The organism is Caballeronia sp. GAFFF1, assembly GCF_023630705.1.
Lineage (GTDB): Bacteria > Pseudomonadota > Gammaproteobacteria > Burkholderiales > Burkholderiaceae > Caballeronia.
The window spans coordinates 352,403-376,810 of record NZ_JALQEM010000028.1 but is presented as its reverse complement, the minus strand read 5'-3'; the positions used below and the strand labels follow the sequence as shown (position 1 = coordinate 376,810).

Annotated in this window: 24 protein-coding genes; 14 read left to right on the top strand and 10 right to left on the bottom strand. The window is 63.2% G+C overall.

Annotation, left to right across the window (positions count from 1 at the left end):
* Positions 1–37 precede the first annotated feature (37 nt).
* A complete protein-coding gene (gene hmuQ / locus NCR37_RS15390; protein WP_175941445.1) occupies positions 38–352 on the top strand; it encodes a heme-degrading protein HmuQ in 315 nt (104 codons plus the stop codon).
* 74 nt (positions 353–426) lie between these two features.
* Here the strand turns inward: hmuQ and NCR37_RS15385 are convergent, their stop codons facing one another.
* Positions 427–597, bottom strand: a complete 171-nt coding sequence (locus tag NCR37_RS15385) for a hypothetical protein (RefSeq protein ID WP_250473723.1) — start codon at positions 595–597, stop codon at positions 427–429.
* Positions 598–829: 232 nt separating this feature from the next.
* A complete protein-coding gene (lhpI, locus tag NCR37_RS15380; protein ID WP_250473722.1) occupies positions 830–1,771 on the bottom strand; it encodes a bifunctional Delta(1)-pyrroline-2-carboxylate/Delta(1)-piperideine-2-carboxylate reductase in 942 nt (313 codons plus the stop codon).
* Between the two features lie 234 nt (positions 1,772–2,005).
* On the opposite strand from lhpI, the gene ppk2 reads away from it, so the two are divergent.
* Complete coding sequence (gene ppk2 / locus NCR37_RS15375; RefSeq protein ID WP_175941441.1) at positions 2,006–2,902, top strand: polyphosphate kinase 2; 897 nt, start codon at positions 2,006–2,008, stop codon at positions 2,900–2,902.
* Between the two features lie 6 nt (positions 2,903–2,908).
* Here ppk2 and NCR37_RS15370 read toward each other — a convergent pair whose 3' ends face one another.
* From NCR37_RS15370 to NCR37_RS15350, 5 genes are all read right to left on the bottom strand, one after another.
* Positions 2,909–3,130 (bottom strand): hypothetical protein, encoded by a 222-nt coding sequence (locus NCR37_RS15370; RefSeq protein WP_250473721.1) that lies wholly within the window; start codon positions 3,128–3,130, stop codon positions 2,909–2,911.
* A 145-nt stretch (positions 3,131–3,275) separates the two neighbouring features.
* On the bottom strand, positions 3,276–4,781 hold the full coding sequence (locus NCR37_RS15365; RefSeq protein WP_284506891.1) for an efflux transporter outer membrane subunit: 1,506 nt from the start codon (positions 4,779–4,781) through the stop codon (positions 3,276–3,278).
* An 8-nt stretch (positions 4,782–4,789) separates the two neighbouring features.
* Positions 4,790–7,990, bottom strand: a complete 3,201-nt coding sequence (locus tag NCR37_RS15360; protein WP_250473719.1) for an efflux RND transporter permease subunit — start codon at positions 7,988–7,990, stop codon at positions 4,790–4,792.
* Between the two features lie 31 nt (positions 7,991–8,021).
* Positions 8,022–9,218 (bottom strand): efflux RND transporter periplasmic adaptor subunit, encoded by a 1,197-nt coding sequence (locus tag NCR37_RS15355; protein ID WP_250473718.1) that lies wholly within the window; start codon positions 9,216–9,218, stop codon positions 8,022–8,024.
* 55 nt (positions 9,219–9,273) lie between these two features.
* Positions 9,274–10,092, bottom strand: coding sequence for an alpha/beta hydrolase (locus NCR37_RS15350; protein ID WP_250473717.1), 819 nt, complete (start codon positions 10,090–10,092; stop codon positions 9,274–9,276).
* A gap of 217 nt (positions 10,093–10,309) precedes the next feature.
* Between NCR37_RS15350 and NCR37_RS15345 the strand changes: the two genes are divergently transcribed.
* From NCR37_RS15345 to NCR37_RS15330, 4 genes are all read left to right on the top strand, one after another.
* The gene (locus NCR37_RS15345; protein WP_250473716.1) at positions 10,310–11,320 is read left to right on the top strand and encodes a LysR family transcriptional regulator; all 1,011 of its coding nucleotides are present in this window, start codon (positions 10,310–10,312) and stop codon (positions 11,318–11,320) included.
* 253 nt (positions 11,321–11,573) lie between these two features.
* Positions 11,574–11,912 carry a DUF4148 domain-containing protein gene (locus NCR37_RS15340; protein WP_175941427.1) on the top strand — a complete coding sequence of 113 codons (339 nt, stop codon included), beginning with the start codon at positions 11,574–11,576 and terminating at the stop codon, positions 11,910–11,912.
* Positions 11,913–11,952: 40 nt separating this feature from the next.
* The gene (locus NCR37_RS15335) at positions 11,953–12,099 is read left to right on the top strand and encodes a hypothetical protein (RefSeq protein ID WP_250473715.1); all 147 of its coding nucleotides are present in this window, start codon (positions 11,953–11,955) and stop codon (positions 12,097–12,099) included.
* 1,786 nt (positions 12,100–13,885) lie between these two features.
* The gene (locus NCR37_RS15330; protein ID WP_250473714.1) at positions 13,886–14,350 is read left to right on the top strand and encodes a DUF3331 domain-containing protein; all 465 of its coding nucleotides are present in this window, start codon (positions 13,886–13,888) and stop codon (positions 14,348–14,350) included.
* A gap of 35 nt (positions 14,351–14,385) precedes the next feature.
* Here NCR37_RS15330 and NCR37_RS15325 read toward each other — a convergent pair whose 3' ends face one another.
* Positions 14,386–15,000, bottom strand: a complete 615-nt coding sequence (locus NCR37_RS15325) for an NAD(P)-dependent oxidoreductase (protein ID WP_250473713.1) — start codon at positions 14,998–15,000, stop codon at positions 14,386–14,388.
* 435 nt (positions 15,001–15,435) lie between these two features.
* Here NCR37_RS15325 and NCR37_RS15320 point away from each other — a divergent pair, with 435 nt between their 5' ends.
* Positions 15,436–15,633, top strand: coding sequence for a hypothetical protein (locus tag NCR37_RS15320; RefSeq protein WP_159833576.1), 198 nt, complete (start codon positions 15,436–15,438; stop codon positions 15,631–15,633).
* Positions 15,634–15,936: 303 nt separating this feature from the next.
* On the top strand, positions 15,937–16,584 hold the full coding sequence (locus tag NCR37_RS15315) for a phosphoribosyltransferase (protein WP_250473712.1): 648 nt from the start codon (positions 15,937–15,939) through the stop codon (positions 16,582–16,584).
* Here the strand turns inward: NCR37_RS15315 and mdeB are convergent.
* Positions 16,581–19,295 (bottom strand): alpha-ketoglutarate dehydrogenase, encoded by a 2,715-nt coding sequence (mdeB, locus tag NCR37_RS15310; protein WP_250473711.1) that lies wholly within the window; start codon positions 19,293–19,295, stop codon positions 16,581–16,583. The genes NCR37_RS15315 and mdeB overlap by 4 nt on opposite strands.
* Positions 19,296–19,433: 138 nt before the next feature.
* Here mdeB and NCR37_RS15305 point away from each other — a divergent pair, with 138 nt between their 5' ends.
* From NCR37_RS15305 to NCR37_RS15290, 6 genes are all read left to right on the top strand, one after another.
* Complete coding sequence (locus tag NCR37_RS15305) at positions 19,434–19,964, top strand: Lrp/AsnC family transcriptional regulator (protein WP_250473710.1); 531 nt, start codon at positions 19,434–19,436, stop codon at positions 19,962–19,964.
* 694 nt (positions 19,965–20,658) lie between these two features.
* Positions 20,659–21,552 (top strand): ATP adenylyltransferase family protein, encoded by an 894-nt coding sequence (locus NCR37_RS15300; RefSeq protein ID WP_250473709.1) that lies wholly within the window; start codon positions 20,659–20,661, stop codon positions 21,550–21,552.
* A gap of 50 nt (positions 21,553–21,602) precedes the next feature.
* Complete coding sequence (locus NCR37_RS15295) at positions 21,603–22,643, top strand: S1C family serine protease (RefSeq protein WP_250473708.1); 1,041 nt, start codon at positions 21,603–21,605, stop codon at positions 22,641–22,643.
* Between the two features lie 122 nt (positions 22,644–22,765).
* The gene (locus NCR37_RS28525) at positions 22,766–23,047 is read left to right on the top strand and encodes a putative hemolysin (protein WP_350029063.1); all 282 of its coding nucleotides are present in this window, start codon (positions 22,766–22,768) and stop codon (positions 23,045–23,047) included.
* Between the two features lie 129 nt (positions 23,048–23,176).
* Positions 23,177–23,311: a hypothetical protein gene (locus tag NCR37_RS28385; protein ID WP_284506890.1), complete on the top strand. Its 135-nt coding sequence runs from the start codon at positions 23,177–23,179 to the stop codon at positions 23,309–23,311.
* Between the two features lie 167 nt (positions 23,312–23,478).
* Positions 23,479–23,985 carry a DUF2628 domain-containing protein gene (locus NCR37_RS15290; protein ID WP_250473707.1) on the top strand — a complete coding sequence of 169 codons (507 nt, stop codon included), beginning with the start codon at positions 23,479–23,481 and terminating at the stop codon, positions 23,983–23,985.
* A gap of 116 nt (positions 23,986–24,101) precedes the next feature.
* Here NCR37_RS15290 and NCR37_RS15285 read toward each other — a convergent pair whose 3' ends face one another.
* Entirely contained in the window at positions 24,102–24,302 is a 201-nt protein-coding gene (locus NCR37_RS15285) for a hypothetical protein (protein WP_250473706.1), read from the bottom strand.
* Between the last annotated feature and the right edge of the window lie 106 nt (positions 24,303–24,408).

Genomic DNA, 24,408 nt, shown 5'->3' with positions numbered 1-24,408 from the left:
CTTCGTTTGTTTAATCACCAAGAAGGAACGTATCGACATGTATATCGCCATGAATCGCTTCAAGATCGTGCCCGGCGCCGAAGCCGACTTCGAGCGCCTATGGACGAGCCGCGACACGCATCTCAAAGACGTCGCCGGCTTTGTCGAATTTCATTTGCTGAAAGGGCCGGCCAAGGACGACCACGTCCTTTACTCGAGCCACACGATCTGGGCGAATCGGGCGGCGTTCGAAGACTGGACGCGGTCCGACGCCTTTCGCGCCGCACACCGCAACGCAGGCGGCGAGACGCGCCAGCTCTATCTCGGGCACCCTGAATTCGAAGGCTTCGAAGTCATTCAGACCGTCAAGTAGCACGTCTCTTTTACACGTTGATGAAAGAATGTGCTTAAAGAGCGTCTACTACGACTGCTTTCCGTGCTTTGAATTCAGGCCTTCGCTCCACGCGCCATGCGCTGCAACGTAGAGGAGTCGATGGCGGCGGCGCAAATGCGCACCGCCTCTTTGAGCGTTCGCGGCCGTCCGGCGCCGAATTCGGTCTCCAGCATGGCGACGGCGCGCATGCGCTCCTCCTTGGCGAGCTGCTCGCCGGTTGCCATTTCGAGAACCGAGATAAAGTAAGCGGCGGGCGGCGCGGCGCGGCCTTGCGCAGAAGGCGCCGGCGCGCGGGAAACCGCAAGTTCGTTGCTATGGGCGGTTCGGTATACAGCCGGCCACGCTGCCCGGTCGGTGTCGTTTCGACTGTTCATTGATCTGTTCATTCGCTGGAGTGCTTGAGCGCCGACGCGCAATCGTCATTGAGCAAACTTACAGCAAAGGTTGTTCCACCTGTCACCCGGCTTGGCCCTGGTCCGACAAGACCGCCCTCGCGACGCGGCAGGCTGCGAGGTCCCAGGCCGCGCATCCGACCGACTTGAAAACCACCGGAACGTCGGGTCTTTCGGGGGATGCAAGCGCCGTCGCGAGCGGCCGCACGGTGTTCCAGTCGATTCCGGCGAGGATGAAGTCGCCCGCTTCGTGGCGCGCGCCTGCGAGATCGTCGACGAATAAGGCGCTGGCTTGAATGGTAGACGCCGCGATTTCGGCGGCATTAGCGGTGAAAGCGCCTACGCCTATCACGAGTCGTGCCGCGCTGGCCGCAAGCGTGTACACCGGCGTCTTACTGGTGGTCGTGGTTATCACCACGTCAATAGAGTCCGGTATCGGAGCCCCTTCGAGCGCAACGAGATTCGGCGAAAGCGCGGCATAGTCCGCGCAAAAAGCACTCGCGCGGCCCGCACGCGAGCCGAGTATAAAAAGGCGCGCTTCCGGATACAGGCTTGCAAGCGCTTCCACATGCGACGCCGCCTGCTTTCCGGTGCCGATCACGAGGACTTCGCGCGGGATATCGGCGGCCAGCACGCGTATCGCCAGCATGGAGACCGCAGACGTGCGGCGACCGGTGACCGTAGGACCGTCGAGCATGAACTGGGGCACGCCTGTCGTGGCGTCGAAAGCGGTGACCTGACCGTGAATTGTCGCCAGGCCGCGCGCGCCATTTCCCGGGCACACATTTACCAGCTTGTGCATGGCAATATCGGCGGCCGTTGCGGGCATAGAGAGCATCACCCCGCCGTGCGCGAGCGGGACCACCATCCGCTCGGGACTCTCGATGCGGCCGGTTGCATAATCGAGCATCGTCGCGGCGAGCGTATCCGCCAAGCGGTCGTAAGGCAGAAGGCGCGCGGTTTGCGCCGCGTCGAAAATGGGAATTGCGCCAGGTGTGTCGATCATCGTGCGGTTCGCCTCAGGAATGGTTGTGCCATCGTCATGCCCTCAAACGCTCGACCATTCTACGGGCCGCGCGGCTCGTGTCATAAAGCGCGCGGCTTCATACAATGAATGACGCGAAATGACGCGGAAGGCGGTGTCACACGACTGCCATGCGGGGACGTCACCATCGGGCGTTCAGCGCCGCCCGCACACTGCACACAGGAAGCACGCCACAGCACGCACATGGAGCATTCAATGACCACGACGGACAAGCAGCGCCGCTTTCACGCCGACCTGATCGACAGCTACGACGAAGAGTTCGAGATGGAAATCGACGATCGCTTCCTCGATGGCGAAGCGGCTTTCTCGGACGAAGAGCGGCAGCTTCGCAAGACCTATTTCCGAGAGTTGTTCCGGCTGCAGGGCGAATTGGTGAAGCTACAGGACTGGGTGGTCCATACCGGCCACCGGCTTGTCGTGATCTTCGAGGGGCGCGATGCCGCCGGCAAGGGTGGGGCGATCAAACGCATTACGCAGCGGCTCAATCCGCGTGTCTGCCGCGTCGCCGCCCTTCCCGCGCCCAACAATCGCGAGCGCACGCAATGGTACTTTCAGCGATACGTCTCGCACTTGCCGGCGGGCGGCGAGATCGTGCTGTTCGACCGGAGCTGGTACAACCGCGCGGGCGTCGAGCGCGTGATGCATTTCTGCACCGACGAAGAGTATGAGGAATTCTTTCGCTCGGTACCGGAGTTCGAGAAGATGCTCGTGCGTAGCGGCATCCAGATCATCAAGTACTGGTTCTCGATCACCGACGACGAACAGGAAGTGCGCTTCCAGGCGCGAATTGAAGATCCGCTGAAGCAATGGAAACTGAGTCCGATGGATCTGGAAAGCCGCCGTCGCTGGGAAGCGTACACGGCGGCGAAGGAAGTCATGCTGCAACGCTCGCACATTCCCGAAGCGCCGTGGTGGGTCGTGCAGGCCGTCGACAAGAAGCGCGCGCGCCTCAACTGCATTCATCACCTGTTGAGCCAGGTGCCGTATCACGAGATCGAACACCCGCAGATCACGCTGCCTGAACGCGTGTTCAATCCCGATTACCTGCGTCAGCCCGTGCCGGAATCGATGTATGTCCCCGAAGTGTATTGAGTACGGTCAGCAGCAGTGACGGCAGGCAATGCGCCCCACCGCCGCGCCGTCACGCTGACGCAGCGCCGCCCGATGCATGAAATGATAAGCCTGCTGCGAGCCTCTCAGCAGCACCACGAATGCGACTTGCGCGAGGTTGAAGTCGAGCGACACCATCAGGCGCGTTAGAAGAAGCAGTGGCAGGACCACTGACGGTTGATATAGCTGTCTTTCGATCAAGGCTCTCATTGCACGCTCCCGTTCCCATGATTGAGATTCTAGGGATCGCGTCGCATGGGATAAATGGGCGCCAGGTGAAGACATATGTTCCTCGCGACGAACAATCGCCTTCATAACAAAAGCCCCGCTTCGAGCGGGGCTTTGTGCGTTCGCATTACTTCTGCGCGAGGCTCGGTTCAGGCACGGGCGTGGGCATTGCATCGCCCCAGCCGCCGCCCAGAGCCCGAACAAGATTGACGGTCGATACCGCCTGCGCGCCCGCGAGCTGAACCGCCGCACGCTGCGATTGCAGCACCGTGCGGTCCGCGTCGATCACGTCGAGATAGTTCACCGCGCCTTCCGTGTACTGCCTGCGCGACAGTTGCGCGGCGCGTACCGACGCATTCACCGCATCCGCTTGCGTCGCCGTCTGCGTCTCCAGAATGCGCAAGTCAGACAGGTTGTCCTCGACTTCGCGAAACGCCACGAGCACTTGCTGGCGATAATTCGCCACGTCCTCTTCGTAGATGGCGCGCGCATTGGCGAGATTGCCCTTGCGACGGCCGCCATCGAAGATCGGCAGATTCAGCATGGTGCCCGCAAACGGTCCGAGCAGGAACGTGCGGCTCGACCAGTTGAAGAGATCGCCGAGCGTGGCGGACTCGAAGCCGCCCGATGCCGTCAGGTTGAGCGACGGAAAGAACGCCGCCTTCGCCACGCCGATGCGCGCATTCGCCGCCGCCATCGACCGCTCGGCAGCCGCAATGTCCGGACGACGCTCCAGCAACGAAGACGGCAAGCCAGGCGGCACGTGCACGGTGACAGGCTTGAGCGGATTAGCGGCCATCGAAAACTCGGCGGGCGTCTTGCCGAGCAACACCGCGAGACTATGCTCGGATGCCGCGCGCAGCCGCTGTACGGTCATCGCATCCGAACGCGCGGTCGCGAGTTCCGACTTGGCGCGCGCCACATCGAGCTCGCTGATATCGCCTTCGGTGAACCGTCGCTCTGCGAGCTTCAGCGCCTCCTCGCGCAACGTCACGGTGCGCGTGTACACGTCCAGTTCGGCATCGCGCTCGCGCAGTTCGAAATAGTTTTGCGCGACATCCGCCTGCAACGCGAGCTGCACAGAACGGAACAACGCTTCGCTTTGCTGCGTGTCGGCGTTGGCGGCCTGCACGGTATTGGACACGCGCCCGAACAGATCCACCTCGTACGACACGCTGGCCTGCGCGCGCCACAAGGTCTGCGCCGGAACGTTCGCGTTCGGAGGCAGGAACTGCGATGCGGGCGAGAACTTTTCGCGCGTCGGACCGAAGCCTGCGTCGAGCGTCGGAAAGAGTCCTGCGCGCGCAGTCTGATTGATCGCCCGCGCTTCCTTCACGCGCGCCGCCGCGGCTTTAAGGTTCTGATTCGCTTCTTGCGCCTGACGTTCGAGATCGTTGAGCGTGGCATCGTCGAAAAGCGTCCACCATTCGCCGCGCATCATCTCTTCCGAAGGCTGCGCGGTCTTCCAGGTGCCCGCTTCCGAAGGCGCGAGCGTCGGCGTTTCCTTATAGGCGCTCGGCGCGTTCACGTCCGGCTTTTCATACGTGGGCGCGAGCGAACATCCCGCGACCACCAGCAATGCGCTCATCAGCGCGGGCAAACCCAGCCATTTTTGTATAGGCATCTTGTTCATTATCGACCTCATTGCGCCTCGTACGAAGCGCCGATACCGCGCATCTGCGGATGCGTGCCATGCTTGTCCGTCACATGTTCGGTGCGGCTCAGCTTGCGCAGAATCACGTAGAACACGGGGGTGAGCATCAGGCCGAAGAGCGTCACGCCCAACATGCCGAAGAACACCGCGACGCCCATTGCGTGCCGCATTTCAGAGCCTGCACCCGACGACAAGACGAGCGGCACCACGCCCATGATGAACGCGATGGACGTCATCAGGATCGGGCGCAGACGCAGGCGGCTGGCTTCGATCGCGGCCTGCACGATGGAGCGCCCCTGCATCTCCAGTTCGCGTGCGAATTCGACGATCAGAATCGCGTTTTTCGCGGACAAGCCCACGAGCACCATCAAGCCGATCTGCGTGAAGATGTTGTTGTCGCCGTCGGTGAGCCATACGCCGAGCAGCGCGGACAAGATACTCATCGGCACGATCAGAATGACCGCGAGCGGCAGCGTGAGGCTTTCATACAGCGCGGCAAGCACAAGGAACACGAGCAGCACGCTGATCGGGAACACCCACAGCGCAGCGTTGCCCGCGAGGATCTGCTGATACGTGAGATCGGTCCACTCGAACTTGATCCCGCGCGGCAGCACTTCCGCTGCGATGCGTTCGGCCGCCGCCTGCGCCTGTCCCGACGAATAGCCGGGCGCGGGACCGCCGTTGATGTCCGCTGCCGTATAGCCGTTGTAGCGCACCACCATTTCGGGGCCATACGTTGGCGAGACTCTCACGAGCGACGACAAAGGCACCATGTCGCCATTCGCATTGCGCGTCTTCAGCAAGCCGATGTCCTCGGGATTCGCGCGGAACGGCGCATCCGCTTGCACGCGCACCTGATACACGCGGCCGAAGCGATTGAAGTCGTTCACATACAGCGAGCCGAGATAGACCTGCATCGTGTCGAACACATCGGTGACGGAGACGCCCAGTTGCTTTGCCTTCACGCGATCCAGATCGACGTTCAGCTGCGGCACGTTGATCTGATAGCTGGAGAACGTCGAGCCCAGTTCCGGCGTTTGCGATGCACGCTTGATGAATGCTTGCGTGGCATCGGCGAGCGCAGCATAGCCGAGCGCGCCGCGATCTTCGAGCTGCATCTTGAAGCCGCCGAGCGTGCCCAGGCCGAGCACCGGCGGCGGCGGGAACACGGCGATGAACGATCCCTTGATGCCCGCGTATTTCTGGTTCAGCGCGCCTGCGATCGCGTTCGCGGAAAGCGCCTTGTCATGCACGCGGTCCTTGAAGGGCTTGAGCGTGACGAACACGATGCCCGCACTCGACGAATTCGTGAATCCGTTCACGGACAAGCCCGGAAACTCCACCGCGCTTTCCACGCCCGGCTGCTTCAGAGCGATGGCGCTCATTTCGCGGATCACGCCTTCTGTGCGGTCGAGCGATGCGCCGTTCGGCAACTGCGCGAAGCTGATCAGATACTCCTTGTCCTGCGCGGGCACGAAGCCGCCCGGCACGATCTTGCCCATCAATGCCGCGCCGCCGAGCAGCACCGCATAGAGCACCATCATGATCGCCTTGCGGTTGATGACGCTTTTCACGCCCTTGCTATAGGACTCGGAACCACGATGAAACACTGCGTTGAAGCGCCGGAAGAAGCCACCGAACACGCGATCCATGCCGCGCGTGAGCCAGTCCTTCGGCTCGTCATGACCCTTGAGCAGCAGCGCGGCCAGCGCGGGCGACAGCGTCAGCGAGTTGAACGCGGAGATCACCGTCGAGATGGCGATGGTCATTGCGAACTGCTTGTAGAACTGGCCCGTCAAGCCGGACATGAACGCGAGCGGCACGAATACGGCCACGAGCGTCAGCGCAATCGCGATGATCGGCCCGCTCACTTCGCGCATGGCCTGATACGTCGCCTCTCGCGCGGACAAGCCCGCTTCGATGTTGCGCTCGACGTTCTCGACCACCACGATCGCATCGTCCACGACGATACCGATAGCGAGCACCATGCCGAAGAGCGATAGCGCGTTGATCGAGAAACCGAATGCGAGCAACAGCGAGAACGTACCGACGATCGACACCGGCACGGCGAGCAGCGGAATGATCGACGCGCGCCACGTCTGCAAGAACACGATCACCACGAGCACGACGAGCGCAATGGCCTCCGCGAGCGTATGGATGACGGCTTCGATACTGGAACGCACGAACTGCGTCGGGTCATAGACGATCTGATATTCGAGGCCTGCGGGCATGTCCGCCTGCAGTTCCTTCATCGTCTTGCGCACTTCGTCGGAGATTTGCAGCGAGTTCGCGCCAGGCTGCTGATTGATCGCGATAGCCACGGCCGACTTGTTGTCGAGGAGCGAGCGCAAGCCGTATTCGGACGCCGCGAGCTCGACACGGGCGACATCGCCGAGATGCGTGACCGCGCCGTCCGGCGACGTTTTCAGCACGATATCGCGGAACTCGGACTCGTTCTGCAAGCGACCGCGCGCATTCACGTTCAGTTGCAGCGGCACGTTAGGCAGCGTCGGCGAACCGCCGATCACGCCTGCCGCGACCTGCACGTTCTGCTCCCGAATGGCGTTGACGACATCGGTCGCCGTCAGGCCGCGCTGCGCGACCTTTTGCGGATCGAGCCATACACGCATCGAGTAATCGCCCGAGCCCCACAGTTGCACTTCGCCGACGCCGGCGATACGTTCGAGCCGGTCCTTCACGTTGATCAGCGCGTAATTGCGCAGATACGTCATGTCGTAACGGCCGTTGGGCGAGTTCAGGTGGACGACCATCGTGAGCGTGGGCGACGACTTGATCGTCGTGACGCCGAGCCGCTGCACGTCTTGCGGCAGACGCGGCAACGCCTGATTCACGCGGTTCTGCACGAGCTGCGTGTTCTTGTCCGGATCGGTGCCGAGCTTGAAGGTGACCGTGGTCGTCAGGTTGCCGTCGCTGTTGGCCTGCGACTGCATGTAGAGCATGTCTTCCACGCCGTTGATCTGCTCTTCGAGCGGCGAGGCCACGGTCTCCGCGATCACCTTCGGATTCGCGCCCGGATACTGCGCATGGACGACCACCGAAGGCGGCACGACTTCCGGATACTCGGAGATCGGCAGCCTGAACATTGCGATGATCCCGGCCAGCAGCACGACCACCGATAACACGCCCGCAAAAATCGGGCGGTCGATGAAGAATTTGGATATGTTCATGACGGGTTCTGTTCGTTACGAATGACGCGCATCACTGTGCCGATGCCGTCTTCACCGCAGGCACATCGCCGGCGTTGTTCATGGCGACGGCGTTAACCTTCACGACATCGTTGGGACGCACGCGCTGCAGGCCGTTCACGACAATGCGCTCGCCCGGAGCGAGTCCCTTAGCGATCACGCGCAGGCCGTCATGCGTCTGGCCCAGCGTGACTTCGCGGTATTGCACGCGGTTGTCCTTGTCCACGACCATCACGTACTTCTTGTCCTGATCCGTGCCGATGGCGGCGTCGTCGACGAGCACCGCCGGATGCGGGGTGCCGCCGCCCACCTTGATGCGCGCGTAGAGCCCCGGCACGAGCGACCCATCCGGGTTGTTGAAGCGCGCGCGCACGCGGATGGTGCCGGACGTCGTGTCCAGACGGTTATCGACCGAATCGACGACGCCTTCGCGCGAATAGCCGTCCTCGTTCGCCAGGCCCAGCGAGACCGGCACGGTGCTGCCCGCATCGCGGCCGAGATAGCGCAGGTACGTCTGCTCATCCACATCGAATGAGGCGTAGATCGGCGAAACAGAGACGAGCGTTGTCAGTAGCGGCGCATTCGCGCCCGTCGACACGATGTTCCCGACCGTCAGTTCCGCGCGCGAGACGCGGCCCGACACCGGCGCGACGATATGCGTGTACGCTAGATTGATCTTCGCGGCTTCGAGCGCGGCCTGCGCGGCCTTCAGATTCGCGACGGCCTCGCGCGCAGCGTTCTGCTTCTCGTCGTAGTCGCGCTTGGCGATGGCGTTGTCCGAGAGCAGACGTTCGGCTCGCGCCGCGTCCGTAGACGTATAGCCGTTACGGGCCTGCGCTGCCGCGAGCTGCGCCTGTGCGCGATCCACTTCGGCTTCGTAGGGACGCGGATCGATGGTGAAGAGCGGATCGCCCTTCTTCACGAGCGCGCCGTCCTTGAAATGAACGGCGACGATGGTGCCGGGCACGAGCGGACGAATGTCCACGTGATTCACCGCTTCGAGCCTGCCGGAATAGCTTTGCCAATCCGTGATGGTCTTCGACAAGACGGTCGCCACGTCCACTTCGGTGGCGGTCGGACTGTGTGCCGCGGCGCGCGCCTGATTGATGGCCGCGTCGCCCTGGCCGCGCCAGACGGTATAGCCGCCCGCGCCTGCGATGATCAGCGTCGCGCCTAGCGCGGCGTAGATGCGTTTGCGAGTGAACATCATGATGGAAAGCTCCGGTTGCGTTGAGTTCGTATTTTTGTGGTGCGTGGCTTTGCGCTTATGTGGTGCGCGCGAGCCGTTTCCTGAAGAAGGCGACGACATCCTTCAATGCCGCCGCATGCGCGGCGAGCGCCTGGTGCGATGCCTTGCAATGGCGCGTGACTTCAGTCGGCACGCCTGCCGCAATGAGTTCGGCCGCGTATTTCTCGGCTTCGATATGCAGAAGGTCGTGCTCCGCGCTCGCGATCAATGCAGGAGGCAAGCCAGCGAGACGCCGCGATTCGAGCGGCGCGGCGTACGGATGCAAACGTTGCGACGGATTCGGCAAGTACGCGCGATAGCACCGCGCGCATTCGCTCAGTTCGAGATCGGGGCACAGAACCTTGCGCTCGTCGGCCACGCGCGTCATGCTCGGATCGAGCAGCGGCGCGAGCAGCGCCTGCGCCGACATGCGAATGTCCCCGCGATCGCGAGCAATGGCGGCCACGCACGTCGCGAGATTGCCGCCTGCATCGTGGCCCGCGACACCCATGCGCTGCGGGTCCGCGCGCTGGCCGCGTGCATGGGCGAAGGCCCATTGCGCCGCGCGATAGCCGTCTTCCGGCGCAGCGGGAAACGGATAGGCCGGCGCGAGCGAATAGCCGACGGACACGACCCACGCCGGCGTATCGCGTGCAATGGTCGAAGCGGCGATGTCGGCATCGTCCAGATTGCCGTGTGTAAAACCACCGCCATGAAAATAGAGCACGATGGGCAAGACAGTGCCATCGGATGCCGGGCGATAGCTGCGCAGCACGATTGGCTGGACGTGCCCTGCGATATGCACCTCTTCGATGCACAGTCTCGGGCGTTGCTCCTGATCCAGCAGTGTTGCCATGGTTATTCCGTTCGCACGGCCTTGCGTGCAAGGCGTCCGCGCATGAGTTGCGATGGTGCGAATTCTGGAGTCCACGCCTTCTTAGATAAATGCCTATAATCCGGCAACACAATTCGGTCGCCCCGAACAATCGGGGCAATCGTGGCTAGACCGCGCAATTCATTTTCTTAGCCACCCGCTTAATTCCTCGCTCACTCAGCATCGAAGGTACGAGAACATGGATCGGCTACAAGCAATGCAGGTCTTTACCCGCGTCGTCGACACGAACAGCTTTTCGCGGGCGGCGGATACGCTCAATCTGCCGCGCGCGTCCGTGACGACGATCATTCAAAACCTCGAAGCGTTTCTCAACGTGCGCCTGCTTCAGCGCACGACGCGCAGGCTCAATCTCACGCCGGACGGCGCGGCCTACTACGAGCGCTGCGTGCGCATTCTCGCGGATATCGAAGAGGCGGAAAGCACGTTCGCGAACAACGGCAAAGGTCCGCACGGCAAGCTGCGCGTGGACATGCCCGGCGCAATCGGGCGTCTGATCGTGATGCCTCAGCTATGCGATTTCCACACGCGCTATCCGGATATCGAGTTGATGATGGGCTTCGGCGACAAGCCCGTCGATCTCATTCAGGAAGGCGTCGACTGCGTGATTCGCGTGGGCACGCTGCAGGATTCGAGTCTCGTCGCGCGGCGCATCGGCGTGTTCCAGGGCGTGACGGTGGCGAGTCCGCAATATCTGGAGCGTCACGGCACGCCGAAGACGCTCGATGATTTGCAGAACCATACGGCAGTGAATTATTTCTCGAGCCGCACGGGCCGCATCATGGATATGGATTTCGTCGTGGAAGATGAAACCATCGAAGTGAAGATGCGCGGCATGATCGCGGTGAACGACGCCGAAGCGTATCTCAGTTGCGGGCTGAAGGGCGTCGGCATCGTGCAGGTCGCGCGTTTCATGGCGCTGCCTTATCTGCGCTCGGGCGAACTCGTCGAAGTCTTGCCGCAATGGAATCCGCTGCCGATGCCTATTTCCGCGGTCTATCCGCACAACCGGCATTTGTCGCCGAAAGTGCGCGTCTTCGTGGACTGGGTCGCCGAGCTATTCGAACGCTGCCCGCTGCTGCAAGGACAGAAGGATGCGGAAGAGCGTTGCCTGCCGACGAGCACCGCATCGCCGATGATCGTGCGTCATGGCACGCCTGAAGTGGCAGGCACGGCAGACGTCGTGGTTTAACGAAGCATCGCTGTTCTTCTCGTTTCTCGAATGCTTTCCATCGCCATGATGGAAAGCATTTCTCTCGTTTCCCGCTTACTTCAATGACGACGCCGCGAGCGATTATTCGCGGATGTCGATAAATCTATTCGCGGATGGGGCATTTATCCGCCGGCACCGCGCGACTACATTTCGTCCTGCCACGACGCATCGCTGAATGTGAACAATGCGCCGTATCCCGATGCATATGGAACGGATCGAAAGGAGTCGCAACATGAAAAGCTTTATCGTCGCGAGTGTCTCGCTTGCCGCTATCTCTGCCGTCATTTCGAGCACGGCTTTCGCTGAAGGCGGGCAAGGCATTGGCCGTGCGGGAACGTATCTGACTCAGACCACGTCGAGCACGAGCGAAGCACCGAAGACTCGCGCGCAGGTCCGTGCGGAACTTGCAGCGGCTTACTCCGACGGCTCGCTGCCGGCGTTGAATCGCAATAGCTATCCGTCGCGCAGCATGTGGGGCGATGCGGTCGCCGCTCAGGCGGAAGCGCGCAATCGCGGGATCGTCGAGTATGCGAATGGTTCGCCGGTGCGAAACAATGTCGTCGCGCGTTGATTTACTTCGCTTAACTAACTACATAGAAATGAGGTCGATCATGTTCGATAACACGTCGCTCGAACAATTCTCGATGCTCGACGATTTCGCGCCGACTGCGCCCGTGTGGCGGCCGTTCGTGCAGCCGGCATCGACCGACGCGTTGCAGGCCGCGCAAGAATGCGGCGAATATGCTGCGCTTTCCTGAGCAGGCTCGATCGCGCCTACGCGTTCCTCGGGCGCGGGCGCGATCTGCGCGTCCGGCTCGGGGATGACCGGGCATGCGGCGGTCGCCGGCGGCATCGTAGTCGCGTGATGGGAGTTGTTGCGAAGGTGTCTTGGGTGGTCTCAGTACGTCGAGCAGAAAGGCAGTCCCGGCGCTGCCGCCGTTCTGCCCGCCATGCCGTCGGGCGCGCTGGCCTTGCTGGCTGCCCTCCTCGCTGAAGTCCTCGTCACGCGCTTTCTCGCCTGAGCGGGCCGAACTGCATTTCGGCAGCGAAATGGCTTACCGTCCGGTTGTTGCTTTTATTGCGCTCGCATGGCTTTCGGCGCGGGCGATAGCGGTCTAACGCCGCGGCGGTGGACCAGACCGCAGGCTTATCCGTCGGGCTCCGGCGCTCTGCCACGCGCCTGCACTAGGGCCTGTACCTTTCGAGTCGGTCCCAACGCCCGCTGAATGCGGCCTGCGCTATGGCCGGAACCCGCAGACGGCGGCGCTCGCTCTTTCTCGCCCGAGAGGACCAAACCGCGGTTCCGCCGCGAAACGGCTTACCGCCGAGTACTGCTTCGACTTGCGCTCGCAGAGCTTTTGGGCCCGGGTGATTGCGGTCCGAGGCCTTGGCGGTGGATCTGAACGCCGGCTTATACGGCAGGCTTCGGCGCTGGGCCACGCGCCCGCACTAGGGCCTGTTCGCTTCGGTTCCAACGCCCGCTGAATGCCGCCCACAGTATGGCCCGAACCGAGCCCACGGCGGTGCTCGCTCTTTCTGCCTGAGCGAGCCAAACCGCGGTTCCGGCGCGAAACGGCTTACCGCCGAGTATTGTTTCGACTTGCGCTCGCAGAGCTTTTGGGCCCGGGTGATTACGTCCGAGGCCTTGGCGGTGGATCAGAACGCAGGCTGATATGGCGGGCGTCCGCCCTGGGCCACGCGCCCGCACCAGGGTCTGTTCCTTTCGATCTCAACGCCCGCTGAATGCTGCCCTCACTATGGCCGGGACCGAGCCCACGGCGGCGTTCGCCGCCGGGCGTAGACTCTGCGCGCTCATCCGGCCTTGTGGGCAAGGCGCCTCTCCTTGCTCGCCCGCGCTGCGGTCCTCTCGCGTCGTTTGCTTTCGTGCTCGTTTCGCGTCCGCAGCCATTCCTAAATCAACGCGTCGTCGCACTTCGTCGCCTGAGCGACTAAACGGGATCGCCTAAGCAAGCGTCAAGTGCGGACATTGCCGCACACGCACTTGTGCATCCCGTCTCCGACGGGCGTCTGGTCGCGCTCGGACGTCAGTTCAGGTGCGAGGCAGTGGGCCGAGAAAGTGCCGGTGGACCACGCCGCGGCCTTGTTCGATAAGCATCGGAGTGGGGCCGCCGGTAGCCATCCAGGTCCGCGCGGTCGGTCGACTTCCTGTGCCTCACCCGCGATGCGCAGACCAAGCGCCGAATCGAAAACGCCCGGTGGCGCTCTCCTCACGGGCGGCGCGCGGCTTTTCGGCCGCACAAACCCACGTCGCCCGTACGGAGAAGCGCGCCGTTTGTCTCCCTACCGCGACTAAACAGGGCCGCGCCGTCCGGCCTTTGGTCAATGGCGTGGCCCGCCGCAAAGCCCCGCCACGTAAGCCTCCGCGTGGGTCCAGATACCAGTCCGGTGGCCCGCACCCGACGCCCGCCCTCTACCCTTTCGGATTATTCGCACTAACGGGACAGTGTTTTCACCTATCCCGTATTTATCGGAATATGCTTAATGACGTACGTTCTAGGTCGAGTCAAAGCCTGGAACAATGCCATGACAGCTTTTTCGAAAAGAGCGGACCCGTGGTCACAGACCGTCCACCAACTTGAAACGATCCCCGTCGAGTCGGGGCGCACGGCGCCGTCGCAGAAGACGGCTCGCGCCGAAAGCGCGTTCGTCGAACGCCTGACCCGCGACTGGAATCGCACGCATCCGCGGGAGTCGAGCGACCGCTTGCCTTTCCCGCAAGCCATCGTGCGCGTAATCGAGCGCCCGAGCAGCGCGACGGCGCTCGTTTATTGGTCCGACCCGGGAACGTGCCATTACGGCTATCAGGGCTGGCGCGCCACCACCGCGTCCGGCGACGGCGTGTGCTCGCTCTCGGGCATGCCGATTCATCGCGGGGATCAGGTTTATCGGCCGTCGCAGCGCGATCCGAAGCCCCAGAACGCATCGGCGATGATTCTCGCCGCCGCCATGCCCAAGACCGAGGAAGTCGAAGCCGACGTCCACGGCTGACCGACGCAGGCGGCGCTCCGTGCAGCCGCCTGCGGTCAATAGCCGACCGTGAACCGCTGCTTGATATGCGCTCCGCGTTCGAGCTCGTCGAGGAACGCGATCGCGAAATCGTCGAAGGAAATCCAGGACCGGCCGTTGGCATCGACCAGCAGTTCGTCTACGCCCGTGCGAAACCGCTGCGTGCGCGGGCCGCTCACGAACTCCGCCGACGGCGACACGAACGTCCAGTTCAGCTCGCGGTCGCGGCGCAGGGCGTCGAGAAACGCCGCGCCCGCTGTCGCTTCCGCGCGGTAGGCGTCGGGAAAGCCCGGCGCGTCGAGAAGGCGCTGCCCGGGCGCCAGATAGAGGCTGCCCGCCCCGCCCACCACCAGCAGCCGCTCCACGCCCGCGCGCTTCACCGCGCCCACGATCGCGTTCTCGGGCACGCTCGAAAAACGCGTCGCGCTGAAGACGGCGTCGTGTCCGGCGATGGCATCGGCGAGCGCGTCGAGAGCGAGCGCATCCACGTCTCGCGCGTCGAGACCTTCGCGCTTTTCTAGCTTCGACGTGTCGCGGGCGAGCGCCGTCACGGTGTGTCCGCGCCGCAACGCTTCATGCGTGAGCCGGCTTCCGACATTGCCGGTAGCGCCGATGATCGCGATCCTGCTCATGTTTCTTTTCTCCTTGTTTTACCGCGTGCGGATGGTCGTCGCGCGCGCCTCCCGCGCCGGATGCCGAAAAGGAACGTCGAGTGAGCGGTCCTGATGGTTCGGATTCCTTCCCGCGAACAGCCGTTGGCGAGAACGATCGTACGGGACGCGCTGAGCCGAGCAACGTGCCCGATGCGGGGATGCAATTTCCGCGCCGCTTTGTCACGCCCGCATCCGATACTGCCGTGCGGGCGTTATAAGAAAAAATCGCCTCGCCGGACGCGCGCCGCCGTTACACTAGAGCCCCCGCGCTCTTTGACATTGCGTCAGTACGGCGAATACCGGCGCGCCGGACGCGTATGTTTCGGATGCGCGATCAGTCGAAGTCGTCAATTTGTCACGACACTGGTTTATCTTGCAGGTCCTCGCCGCTCCCTTACCGGAAAGGAGTTAATCGTGAAGAATCCGCAATTGCAGAGTGCCATCGAAGGACGCAACAATCCGGCAGGCGAGACTGCCTACGAGCCGATTCCGGTCGGCGCTGCGCCCGCCGAGTCAGCCGAGAAAACGGGCTACTCGGACTCGCTGGACATTCCGCTCAATTACGGCATCGTGATGGACGCTCTCAGGGACGCAGTGCGCGCGAATCTCTGAGCGTTCGAATCCCTCATGCAAAAGCGCCCCTGAGTCGGGGCGCTTTTTTTTCGCCTGTTGCTTTGCTGCGCGCCGTCGTGCCTCTGGGCGTCGGCGCGCGCGAGCACGCCCAGTCCCCTTGTCGTCCGCGCGCGCGTTCGTGGACATGGGCTACAACAGGTTTATCGCCTACGATGTAGGGAAGCTCCCTAGGCGGATGCGCGCGAAACGCCCGGCGACCCGCGCCGTGCGGCCATCACGCGTGCCTCGGCGCGATGTCGATCACGACGACTCAGCCTCCCGCGCCGACAGGACCCAAGCCACATGAACTCCTTCTTCAAGGACCGGCGCGAGGCCGGCCGCGAACTCGCCACGCTGCTTGCGGAGTTCGCGAACCGCGACGACGTGATCGTGCTCGGTTTGCCGCGCGGCGGCGTGCCGGTAGCCTTCGAAGTGGCGAGCGCGCTTGGCGCCGCGTTGGACGTGCTCATCGTGCGCAAGCTGGGCGTGCCGTCGCAGCCTGAGCTTGCGATGGGCGCGATCGCATCCGGCGACGCCTTCTATCTCGATGAGCGCATCGTCGACTATGCGGGCGTAAGCAAGCCCGAACTCGTCGCCGTGATCGAAGGCGAGCGCGCCGAACTGGCCCGGCGCGAGGCGATGTATCGCGGATCGCGTCCACCGCTCGATACCGCGGGCAAGGTCGCGATCGTCGTGGACGACGGCATGGCCACTGGCGCAACCATGCGCGCCGCCGCGATGTCGCTGCGCAACGGCGGCGCCGCGCCCGCGCGTCTGATCGCGGCGTTGCCGGTCGCGCCGCTGGATGCGGCGTCGCGCTTCACCGAAGTCGTCGATTCATGCGTCTGCGTGCTTCAGCCGCGTCACTTTCTTGGCGTCGGGCAGTTCTACGTTGACTTCGAGCAGACGAGCGACGACGAAGTGCGCGCGCTTCTGGGATTGAGCGCCTAGCGCGTCCACGGCGCCTCGCGTTCGACGTGCGTCGCGCCGTACTTCTCCCGCGCAAGCCGCAGCACCGCTCGCTCGATCAGGCCGTCGTCCGCCAGCGCCTTCAGCGCCGAGAGCACGATGGCCACGCGGTCCACCTCGAAGAACGCGCGCAGCGACTGCCGCGTGTCGCTGCGCCCGAACCCGTCGGTGCCGAGCGTCACGTAACGGCGCGGCACATACGCGCGGATCAGCTCGGGCACCGCGCGCACGTAGTCGGTCGCGGCAATCACCGGCCCGCGCGATGCCTGCAGCGCGCGCGTCACATAGGGCGTCGGCGCGTCGTCGGACAGGCGGTCCATGCGCTCGCACGCCGCGCCATCGCGATGCAGTTCCGCATAGCTCGTCACGCTCCACACGGCCGCCTCGATGTTCCAGTCGGCTTGGAGCATGGCGCGCGCAGCGATTGCCTCGTTCAGGATTGCGCCCGAACCGAGCAGTTGCACTTGAGCGCCACTCGCCTCCTCATCACTGGAAACGCGGTGGATGCCGCGCAGAATGCCTTCGCGCGTAGCCGGATCGAGCGTCTTGCCGGGCGCGGAGGGTTGGGCGTAGTTCTCGTTCGTGACGGTGAGGTAGTAGAAAACGTCGCGTTGGCGCGTCAACATCTCCTGCATGCCCTCGTCGACAATCGCCGCGACTTCGTACGCGAACGCCGGATCGTAGGCGCGGCAGTTTGGAATGGTCGATGCCGTCAGATGACTCGTGCCGTCCTGGTGCTGCAAGCCCTCGCCGCCGAGCGTCGTGCGCCCGGACGTCGCGCCGATCAGAAAGCCGCGCGAACGCTGGTCCGCCGCCGCGAAAATGAGATCGCCGATGCGCTGAAAGCCGAACATGGAGTAGTAGATGTAGAACGGCAGCATCGGCAGGTCGTGGACGCTATAGGACGTCGCCGCCGCGATCCACGACGAAATCGCGCCCGCCTCGGAGATGCCCTCTTCCAGAATCTGCCCGCGCGTGTCCTCGCGGTAGTACAGCATCGAGCCCATGTCTTCCGGCTCGTAAAGTTGGCCAAGCGGCGAATAAATGCCCACTTGCCGGAACAGATTCGCCATGCCGAAGGTGCGCGCCTCGTCGGCCACCACCGGCACGATGCGCGGGCCGAGCGTCGCGTCCTTCATCAGACTGCCGAGCATGCGCACGAACGCCATGGTCGTGGACATCTCCTTGCCGGCGCTTTCGAGCGCGAACTGCGCCCAGGTGCCGAGCGCGGGCGGCATGAGCGATTCCGACGTCTTCGCGCGTCGCCGCGGCAGGTAGCCGCCGAGCGCCGCGCGGCGTTCGTGCAGATAGCGCATTTCCGGGGCGTCGTCGGCGGGCTTGTAGAACTTCAGGGCCTCGACGTCGGCATCGGAAAGCGGCAGGCGAAAGCGGTCACGGAACGCTTTGAGGTCGTCGAGATCCAGCTTTTTTTGCTGATGCGTGGTCATGCGGCCCTGCCCGACCGTTCCCATGCCGAAGCCTTTCATCGTCTTCGCGAGGATCACCGTCGGCTGGCCCGTGTGAGCGAGCGCTTTGGCGTACGCCGCATGCAGCTTGCGCACGTCGTGGCCGCCGCGCCGCAGACGGTCGATGTCTTCGTCCGACAAATGCGCGGCGAGCGCAGCCAGTTCGGGGTTTTGGCCGAAGAAGCGCTCGCGGTTGTAGCGGCCGTCGTTGGCGGAGAACGTCTGAAACTGGCCGTCGACGGTATGCGCGAACGCTCGCAGCAATGCGCCGGTGCGGTCGCGAGCGAAAAGCGCATCCCAGTCCGATCCCCACAGCACCTTGATCACATTCCAGCCCGCGCCGGTGAACTGCGCTTCGAGTTCGTCGACGATGCGCCCGTTGCTGCGCACCGGTCCATCCAGCCGCTGCAGATTGCAATTGATGACGAACACGAGGTTGTCGAGCCGTTCGCGCGAAGCCAGCGACAGGGCGCCGATCGACTCGGGCTCGTCCATCTCGCCATCGCCGAAAAAGCCCCAGACCTTGCGCCCTTCCGTCTGCTTCAGGCCACGGTTTTGCAAATAGCGCATGAAGCGCGCTTGGTAGATAGAGTTGATGGGCCCAATGCCCATGGAGCCGGTCGGAAACTGCCAGAAATCGGGCATCAGCCACGGATGCGGGTACGAGCACAGCCCCGGCCCCCCAATCTCGCGCCGGTAGTGCTGCAAATGGGCTTCATCGAGGAAGCCTTCGAGAAAGGCCCTCGCATACACGCCGGGCGACGAGTGCGGCTGAAAGTAGACGAGATCGCCGCCGTGGTCGTCGCCCGCCGCGCGAAAGAAATGATTGAAGCCCACTTCGAAGAGATCGGCGGCCGACGCGTAGCTTGCAATATGGCCGCCCAGTTCGCCGTAGGCGCGGTTCGCGCGCACCACCATCGCCAGCGCGTTCCAGCGCAGCACGCCGGCGAGTTTCTCTTCGATATCGAAGTTGCCCGGATACGGCGGCTGCTGTTCGACAGGAATGCTGTTGGCGTACGGCGTCGCGCGCGCCCGCGCCGATTCAACGCCGACCGACAGCGCATGCTCCGCGAGACGGTCGAACAGATACTGCGCGCGCTCCTTGCCGACGTGGGCAACGACCGCGTCGAGCGCATCGAGCCACTCGGCTGTTTCGCCGGGGTCCGCGTCTTCACGCCCCCGCGCAAGAGAGAGAAGCTGACTGGTTCCGTTCGACAAGTCGGTCATGGCGCGGCTCCGCTGGCAGGCTGGTATCAGTCGAGGATAACCACTCGCCCGAAGAATGTGCATCTCATTTGGCTGCGAGATCGCTTTGCGGTAGTGTTCTTATTCTGCCGAAACGCGTGAAACAGGAATGATTGAACTATGAGCTCTCAGACGAAGCAGCGGCTCGACCGCATCGACATCGGCATTCTCAACGAGCTTCAACACAATGCCCGCATCACGAATTCGGAGCTTGCGCGCGCCGTCAACCTGTCGCCGACGCCGTGCTTCAATCGCGTGCGGGCGCTGGAGAAAGCCGGGCTTTTCAGGCAACACGTCACGCTGCTCAGTCCGGAGGCGCTCGGCCTGAGCATCAACGTGTTCATTCAGGTGAGTCTGGAGAAGCAGATCAAGGACGCGCTGGCGCGCTTCGAGCAGGCGATCAGCGAGCGACCGGAGGTGATGGAGTGTTATCTGATGACGGGCGACGCCGACTATCTGCTGCGCGTGGTCCTGCCCGACGTGGCGGCGCTGGAGCGCTTCATCCTGGAGCGGCTCACGAAGATGCCGGGCGTGTCGAATATTCGCTCGAGCTTCGCGCTCAAGCAGGTGCGCTACAAAACGGCGCTGCCGCTGCCCGCGTCCGGTCTGACGTTGCCGGAGCCGAAGAACGGCGAAGAAGACTGGGCGTGAATTGTTCTGCGGCAAAGGCTCCCAGAGTGGGAGCCTTCGAACAACCGGGTCACGCTCTCACGAGGAGAGCGGCAACCTTACGCCGAGATGTTGATCTCGACGGTCGTGTTGGTCGACGACGAGCTCGACGCCTTGGCCGTGCCGCCAGCGATGTTTGCTTGAGCCAGAGCAGCGCGTTCGATCTTTTGCATGTGCATACCTTCTTGAATAACGGTTGAAGCGATAGTGCGGTAACGCCGAAATCGCAGCTTTAAGCCGTGATCGTGACGGAGACGTTGGTGGTGGACGAAGACGTGCTCGACGCCTTGGCGGTGCCACCAGCGATGTTTGCCTGAACCAGAGCTGCGCGTTCGATTTTTTGCATGAGAGTGCCTCTCGCTGAAAACTGAGAAAAGTAGGTAATACGCCGGAAAGAAGATTCGCGCTTGGCGCCCGAACCCTTGCAGCGTGGACCTCAGTCATGACGACTATTCGCTATGTACAACGAACCAATGACTGCATTCGCGAACGACTGAGTGGGAGAAAGTCTATCGAAGTCGCCGCCGGAACTGAACGCCGAAAAGTCTGAACTATCGAAACCACTCTGTGCTATTTCGCTGCGCAGACGTTCTTTAGCAGCCGCCCGGAAACAGCTCCCGCACGCAATGTGCGCAAAGGCAGCAGAATGCTCATTCCGGCAACACTCGTGAGAAACATGAGCTCAACTTCACTGCCAGAAGCGCCTTCATGGCAAGCCGTCGTCGAGCAGACGGCGCGCGCGCTCGCGTGCGGCGCGCTGCGTCCGTTCGAGACGATCGAGCACGTCGTCGAGGAAGGCGGCGTGCGCTTTCTCGTCCGGCAAGCGGCGAATCTTGCGCGCAAGGAAGAGGCCGCGAAGCTCGCGGCCAAGACTGCCACCGATGCGGCAAGCGCGTGGCGCGATCCGTTCTCGCCGTGCGAGGACGCGCTGCGCGTCGGCGATATCGGCGAGCGGCATTTTCTGTTGTTGAACAAGTTCAATGTCCTCGCGCACCATCTGCTGATCGTGACCACGCAGTTCGAGCCGCAAGAAGCCTTGCTCAATACCGACGACTTCGCCGCCCTCCTCGCGTGCCTGAACCAGTTCGACGGACTCGGCTTCTACAACGGCGGCGCTGTCGCCGGATCGAGCCAGCCGCACAAACACATGCAGATGGTGCGGCTGCCGCTCGACGGTCTCGCGGCGCCCATTGAGCCGTTGATCGAAAACGCGCGAAACGGCGCGATTTTTCGCGTGCCGGGGCTCGCGTTCGGTCACGCGGCGGCTTGGCTCGACGCCCCGTCCGACAACACGCCGCCACGCGCGCACGACCTGTATCGGCGGCTGCTCGACGCGATCGGCGTCGAGCCGCTCGATGTCGCCGGGGCAACGCATCAGGCCGCGCCGTACAACTTGCTCGTCACGCGCCGCTGGATGCTCGCGGTGCCGCGCACCGTGGCCGATGTCGAAGGCATCGCGATCAACGCGCTCGGCTTCGCCGGCTCGCTCTTCGTGCGGGACGACGCCCAGCGCCGCATCGTCGAAACGCTCGGGCCGATGAACCTGCTCGCCCGCGCCGCGCGGGCTTGAAAAGCGCCGGCGCGGCCCGCATGTCGCCTCTCGAATATCGGGAGTCCAACATGGGAAGCCGACCACAATTCATCGACGATCTTGCGCGCGGCTCGCAAGACGCCCCGCAGCCACAGCCGCGGCCGCGGCCGCTCGACGACACCGCGCTGCTCGATGCGTATTCCCGCACCGTGATCGGCGCGCTGGAACGCGTGCAGCAGGCCGTCGTTTTCATCTCGGTCGAGCGCGAACTGGCCGATGCTCGCGGCGCGCGCCGTCAGGCGGGCGGCACCGGCTCGGGCTTCATTTTCACGCCCGACGGTTATCTGCTGACCAATAGCCACGTCGTTCACGGCGCCACCCGCATTACCGTGACGCTCGCCGACGGCGCACACTTTCACGCCGATCTCGTCGGCGACGATCCGGGCAGCGACCTCGCAGTGCTGCGCATCGGCTCGCCGGAGCCGCTGCCGCACGTCGAACTCGGGGAATCGGGAAATCTGCGCGTCGGCCAGATCGCGATCGCGGTGGGCAATCCGCTCGGCCTTGCTCAGACGGTGACGACCGGCGTCGTCTCGGCGCTTGGACGGTCGCTGCGCTCCACCTCCGGCCGCATGATCTACGACGTGATCCAGACCGACGCCGCGCTCAATCCCGGCAACTCGGGCGGTCCGCTCATCAATTCGGCGGGACAGGTGATCGGCGTGAACACGGCCATCATTTCGGGTGCGCAGGCCATTTCGTTCGCGACTGCCATCGATACGGCAAAGTGGGTCATCATGCAGATCTTCGCGTACGGACGCGCGCGGCGCGCGTATATCGGCGTGGCGGGAACGACGGCGCCGGTATCGCGGCGCGTGCAGCGCTTCTTCGGGCTGACGTCGGCGAGCGCGGTCCACGTCATGGAAGTCGTCAAGGGCAGCCCGGCCGCGCTGGGCGGGCTGCGCACGGACGACCGCATCGTCGCGGTGGATGGCGTGAGCATCGATAGCGTCGACGGTTTGCAGCGCGCGCTGGATGCATCGCGGATCGAACGGGCGGTGAAGGTCGCGGTGCTGCGCGGCACGCAGATGATCGATGTGGACGTGACGCCGGTCGAGCAGACGGGTTGAAGGTTGGCGGGCGGCGCCCGCCACGCGCCGCTCGACTGGAACCCACGGCGCGAAAATTCGACGGCGCCGGGAGCGCTTGATATATTCGCGGCGCTCAGGTTTCCGATCGAAGTCGCTCGTCCATGTTCAGGCTCGCCACCTCATTTACCGTTGCTACTCTGTTGGCAGCGTGCATGTCGCCCGTCCCTTCCGCCACCGGCGTTCCTGCAGACCAGCCCGCCTCGCGGCCCGATTCGCATGTAGGACTTCCCAACCCGGCTTCCACCAATTGCATCCACCGAGGCGGGACGCCGCAAATCGTCGACCGTGACGACGGCCAGATCGGCATGTGCCGCTTTCCGAACGGCAAGTCGTGCGAGGATTGGGCGCTGCTTCGCGGCCAATGCTCGCCAGATCAGAAGTAACTGGTCCTGGCCGGGCGCGTTTTCGTCCGTTGCGCAACGCCGGCGCAATTTTGAGATACGTCCGATGGCAAGGACAAGCACGCTATCTCAAAATTAAACCTGTCACAAACGCAACCGAGGTAACGAATCATGAGCCCCTTCTTCTTGATCGATGTTGCAGCCTTGTCCCGCCAATCCGACCTGCGCCGCAATTCTCTTAACCACGCGGTTCCGACGACGATGCTCGAGACGCTTGCACGTCTGCTCACTTCGCTTTTCCATTAATCGACGGGCGCATGGCTTCGCACGACGGAGCTCTGAATTAACTTTTTATCGTCGTTTAGCCTGCCTAATGAATTAAAACATTTGATCAAACCGAAGCGAACACATGGACGCCGCTACGCTGATCGTGCGAAGCTGCTTCCTTTGATTAATACAATAAAAAATCGCCGATGAATGACATCAATGAGCAAGCCGCACCAGAAACCGACGCACGCTCCGCACCGTTTCAGCTTGACCGCGACATGGCAGTGTTCGTGGGAAAGAACATTGATTATTACAGTCGCAAATGGGTGATTCAAAACCCGCGCACGTCGAAGCGAACCTGGAACGGCGCGGCGTTCCTCTTAGGGCCGGTCTGGCTCGTGTACAGGAAAATGCACTGGCAAGCGGCCGCATACATTGCAATTGCTCTGGTTTGTAGTTTAGCGACGTCTTTGCTCAGTGAGGGCATTAATCATGCGCTCTCCTACGCCTTCCCGGTGGCAATCGGGATGTGCGGGAATTCCATTTACCTTGCGCACGCCGAGAAAGTCATTAAGAAGGTAAGCGATTCTCCCTTACCGGCTGACATACGCGACGCTGAGTTAGTTCGTCGTGGAGGCACGAACCCCGTTGCCGCGTGGCTTCTCGGTATTGCGATTATCGTGCTGACCGCGGTGGCGGTAATCAGCGCGTGAGACAGTGTCTGAGCTGGGTCGCAGTACAAGGTCTGAACAAGTGGACGGCTGCATTTGATTTACCCGGCTTGGTTATCTAATCCCGCGCATTGGGCCAGTCGCGAACGGCTGAGGGATCACCGGCTTGCACCTACCCGGCCTTGGCGCAGTGCGGCGGTGTGCAGTACTTCGGCCCGCCCGTCGTCGAAAAGAGCCTGCCACTGCGGGCAAGGCGTCGCGTTCGCGGAAGTCCGACGCAGCGCGGGCCCCCGGCGCCGCGCGAGCCGGGAAACCGCGAGCTGGGCGGGCGCATCCTTGGTCGGGGCGATGTAGCTCATGCTGGCCGCCATCGCGCCGCCGTCGATGCCGCGCCTAGGTCACTGCGATCAACGCACTGTGCGCCGCGAAGTCTCACGGCGCGCGCAGCCCCGGCGAACGCCCGCG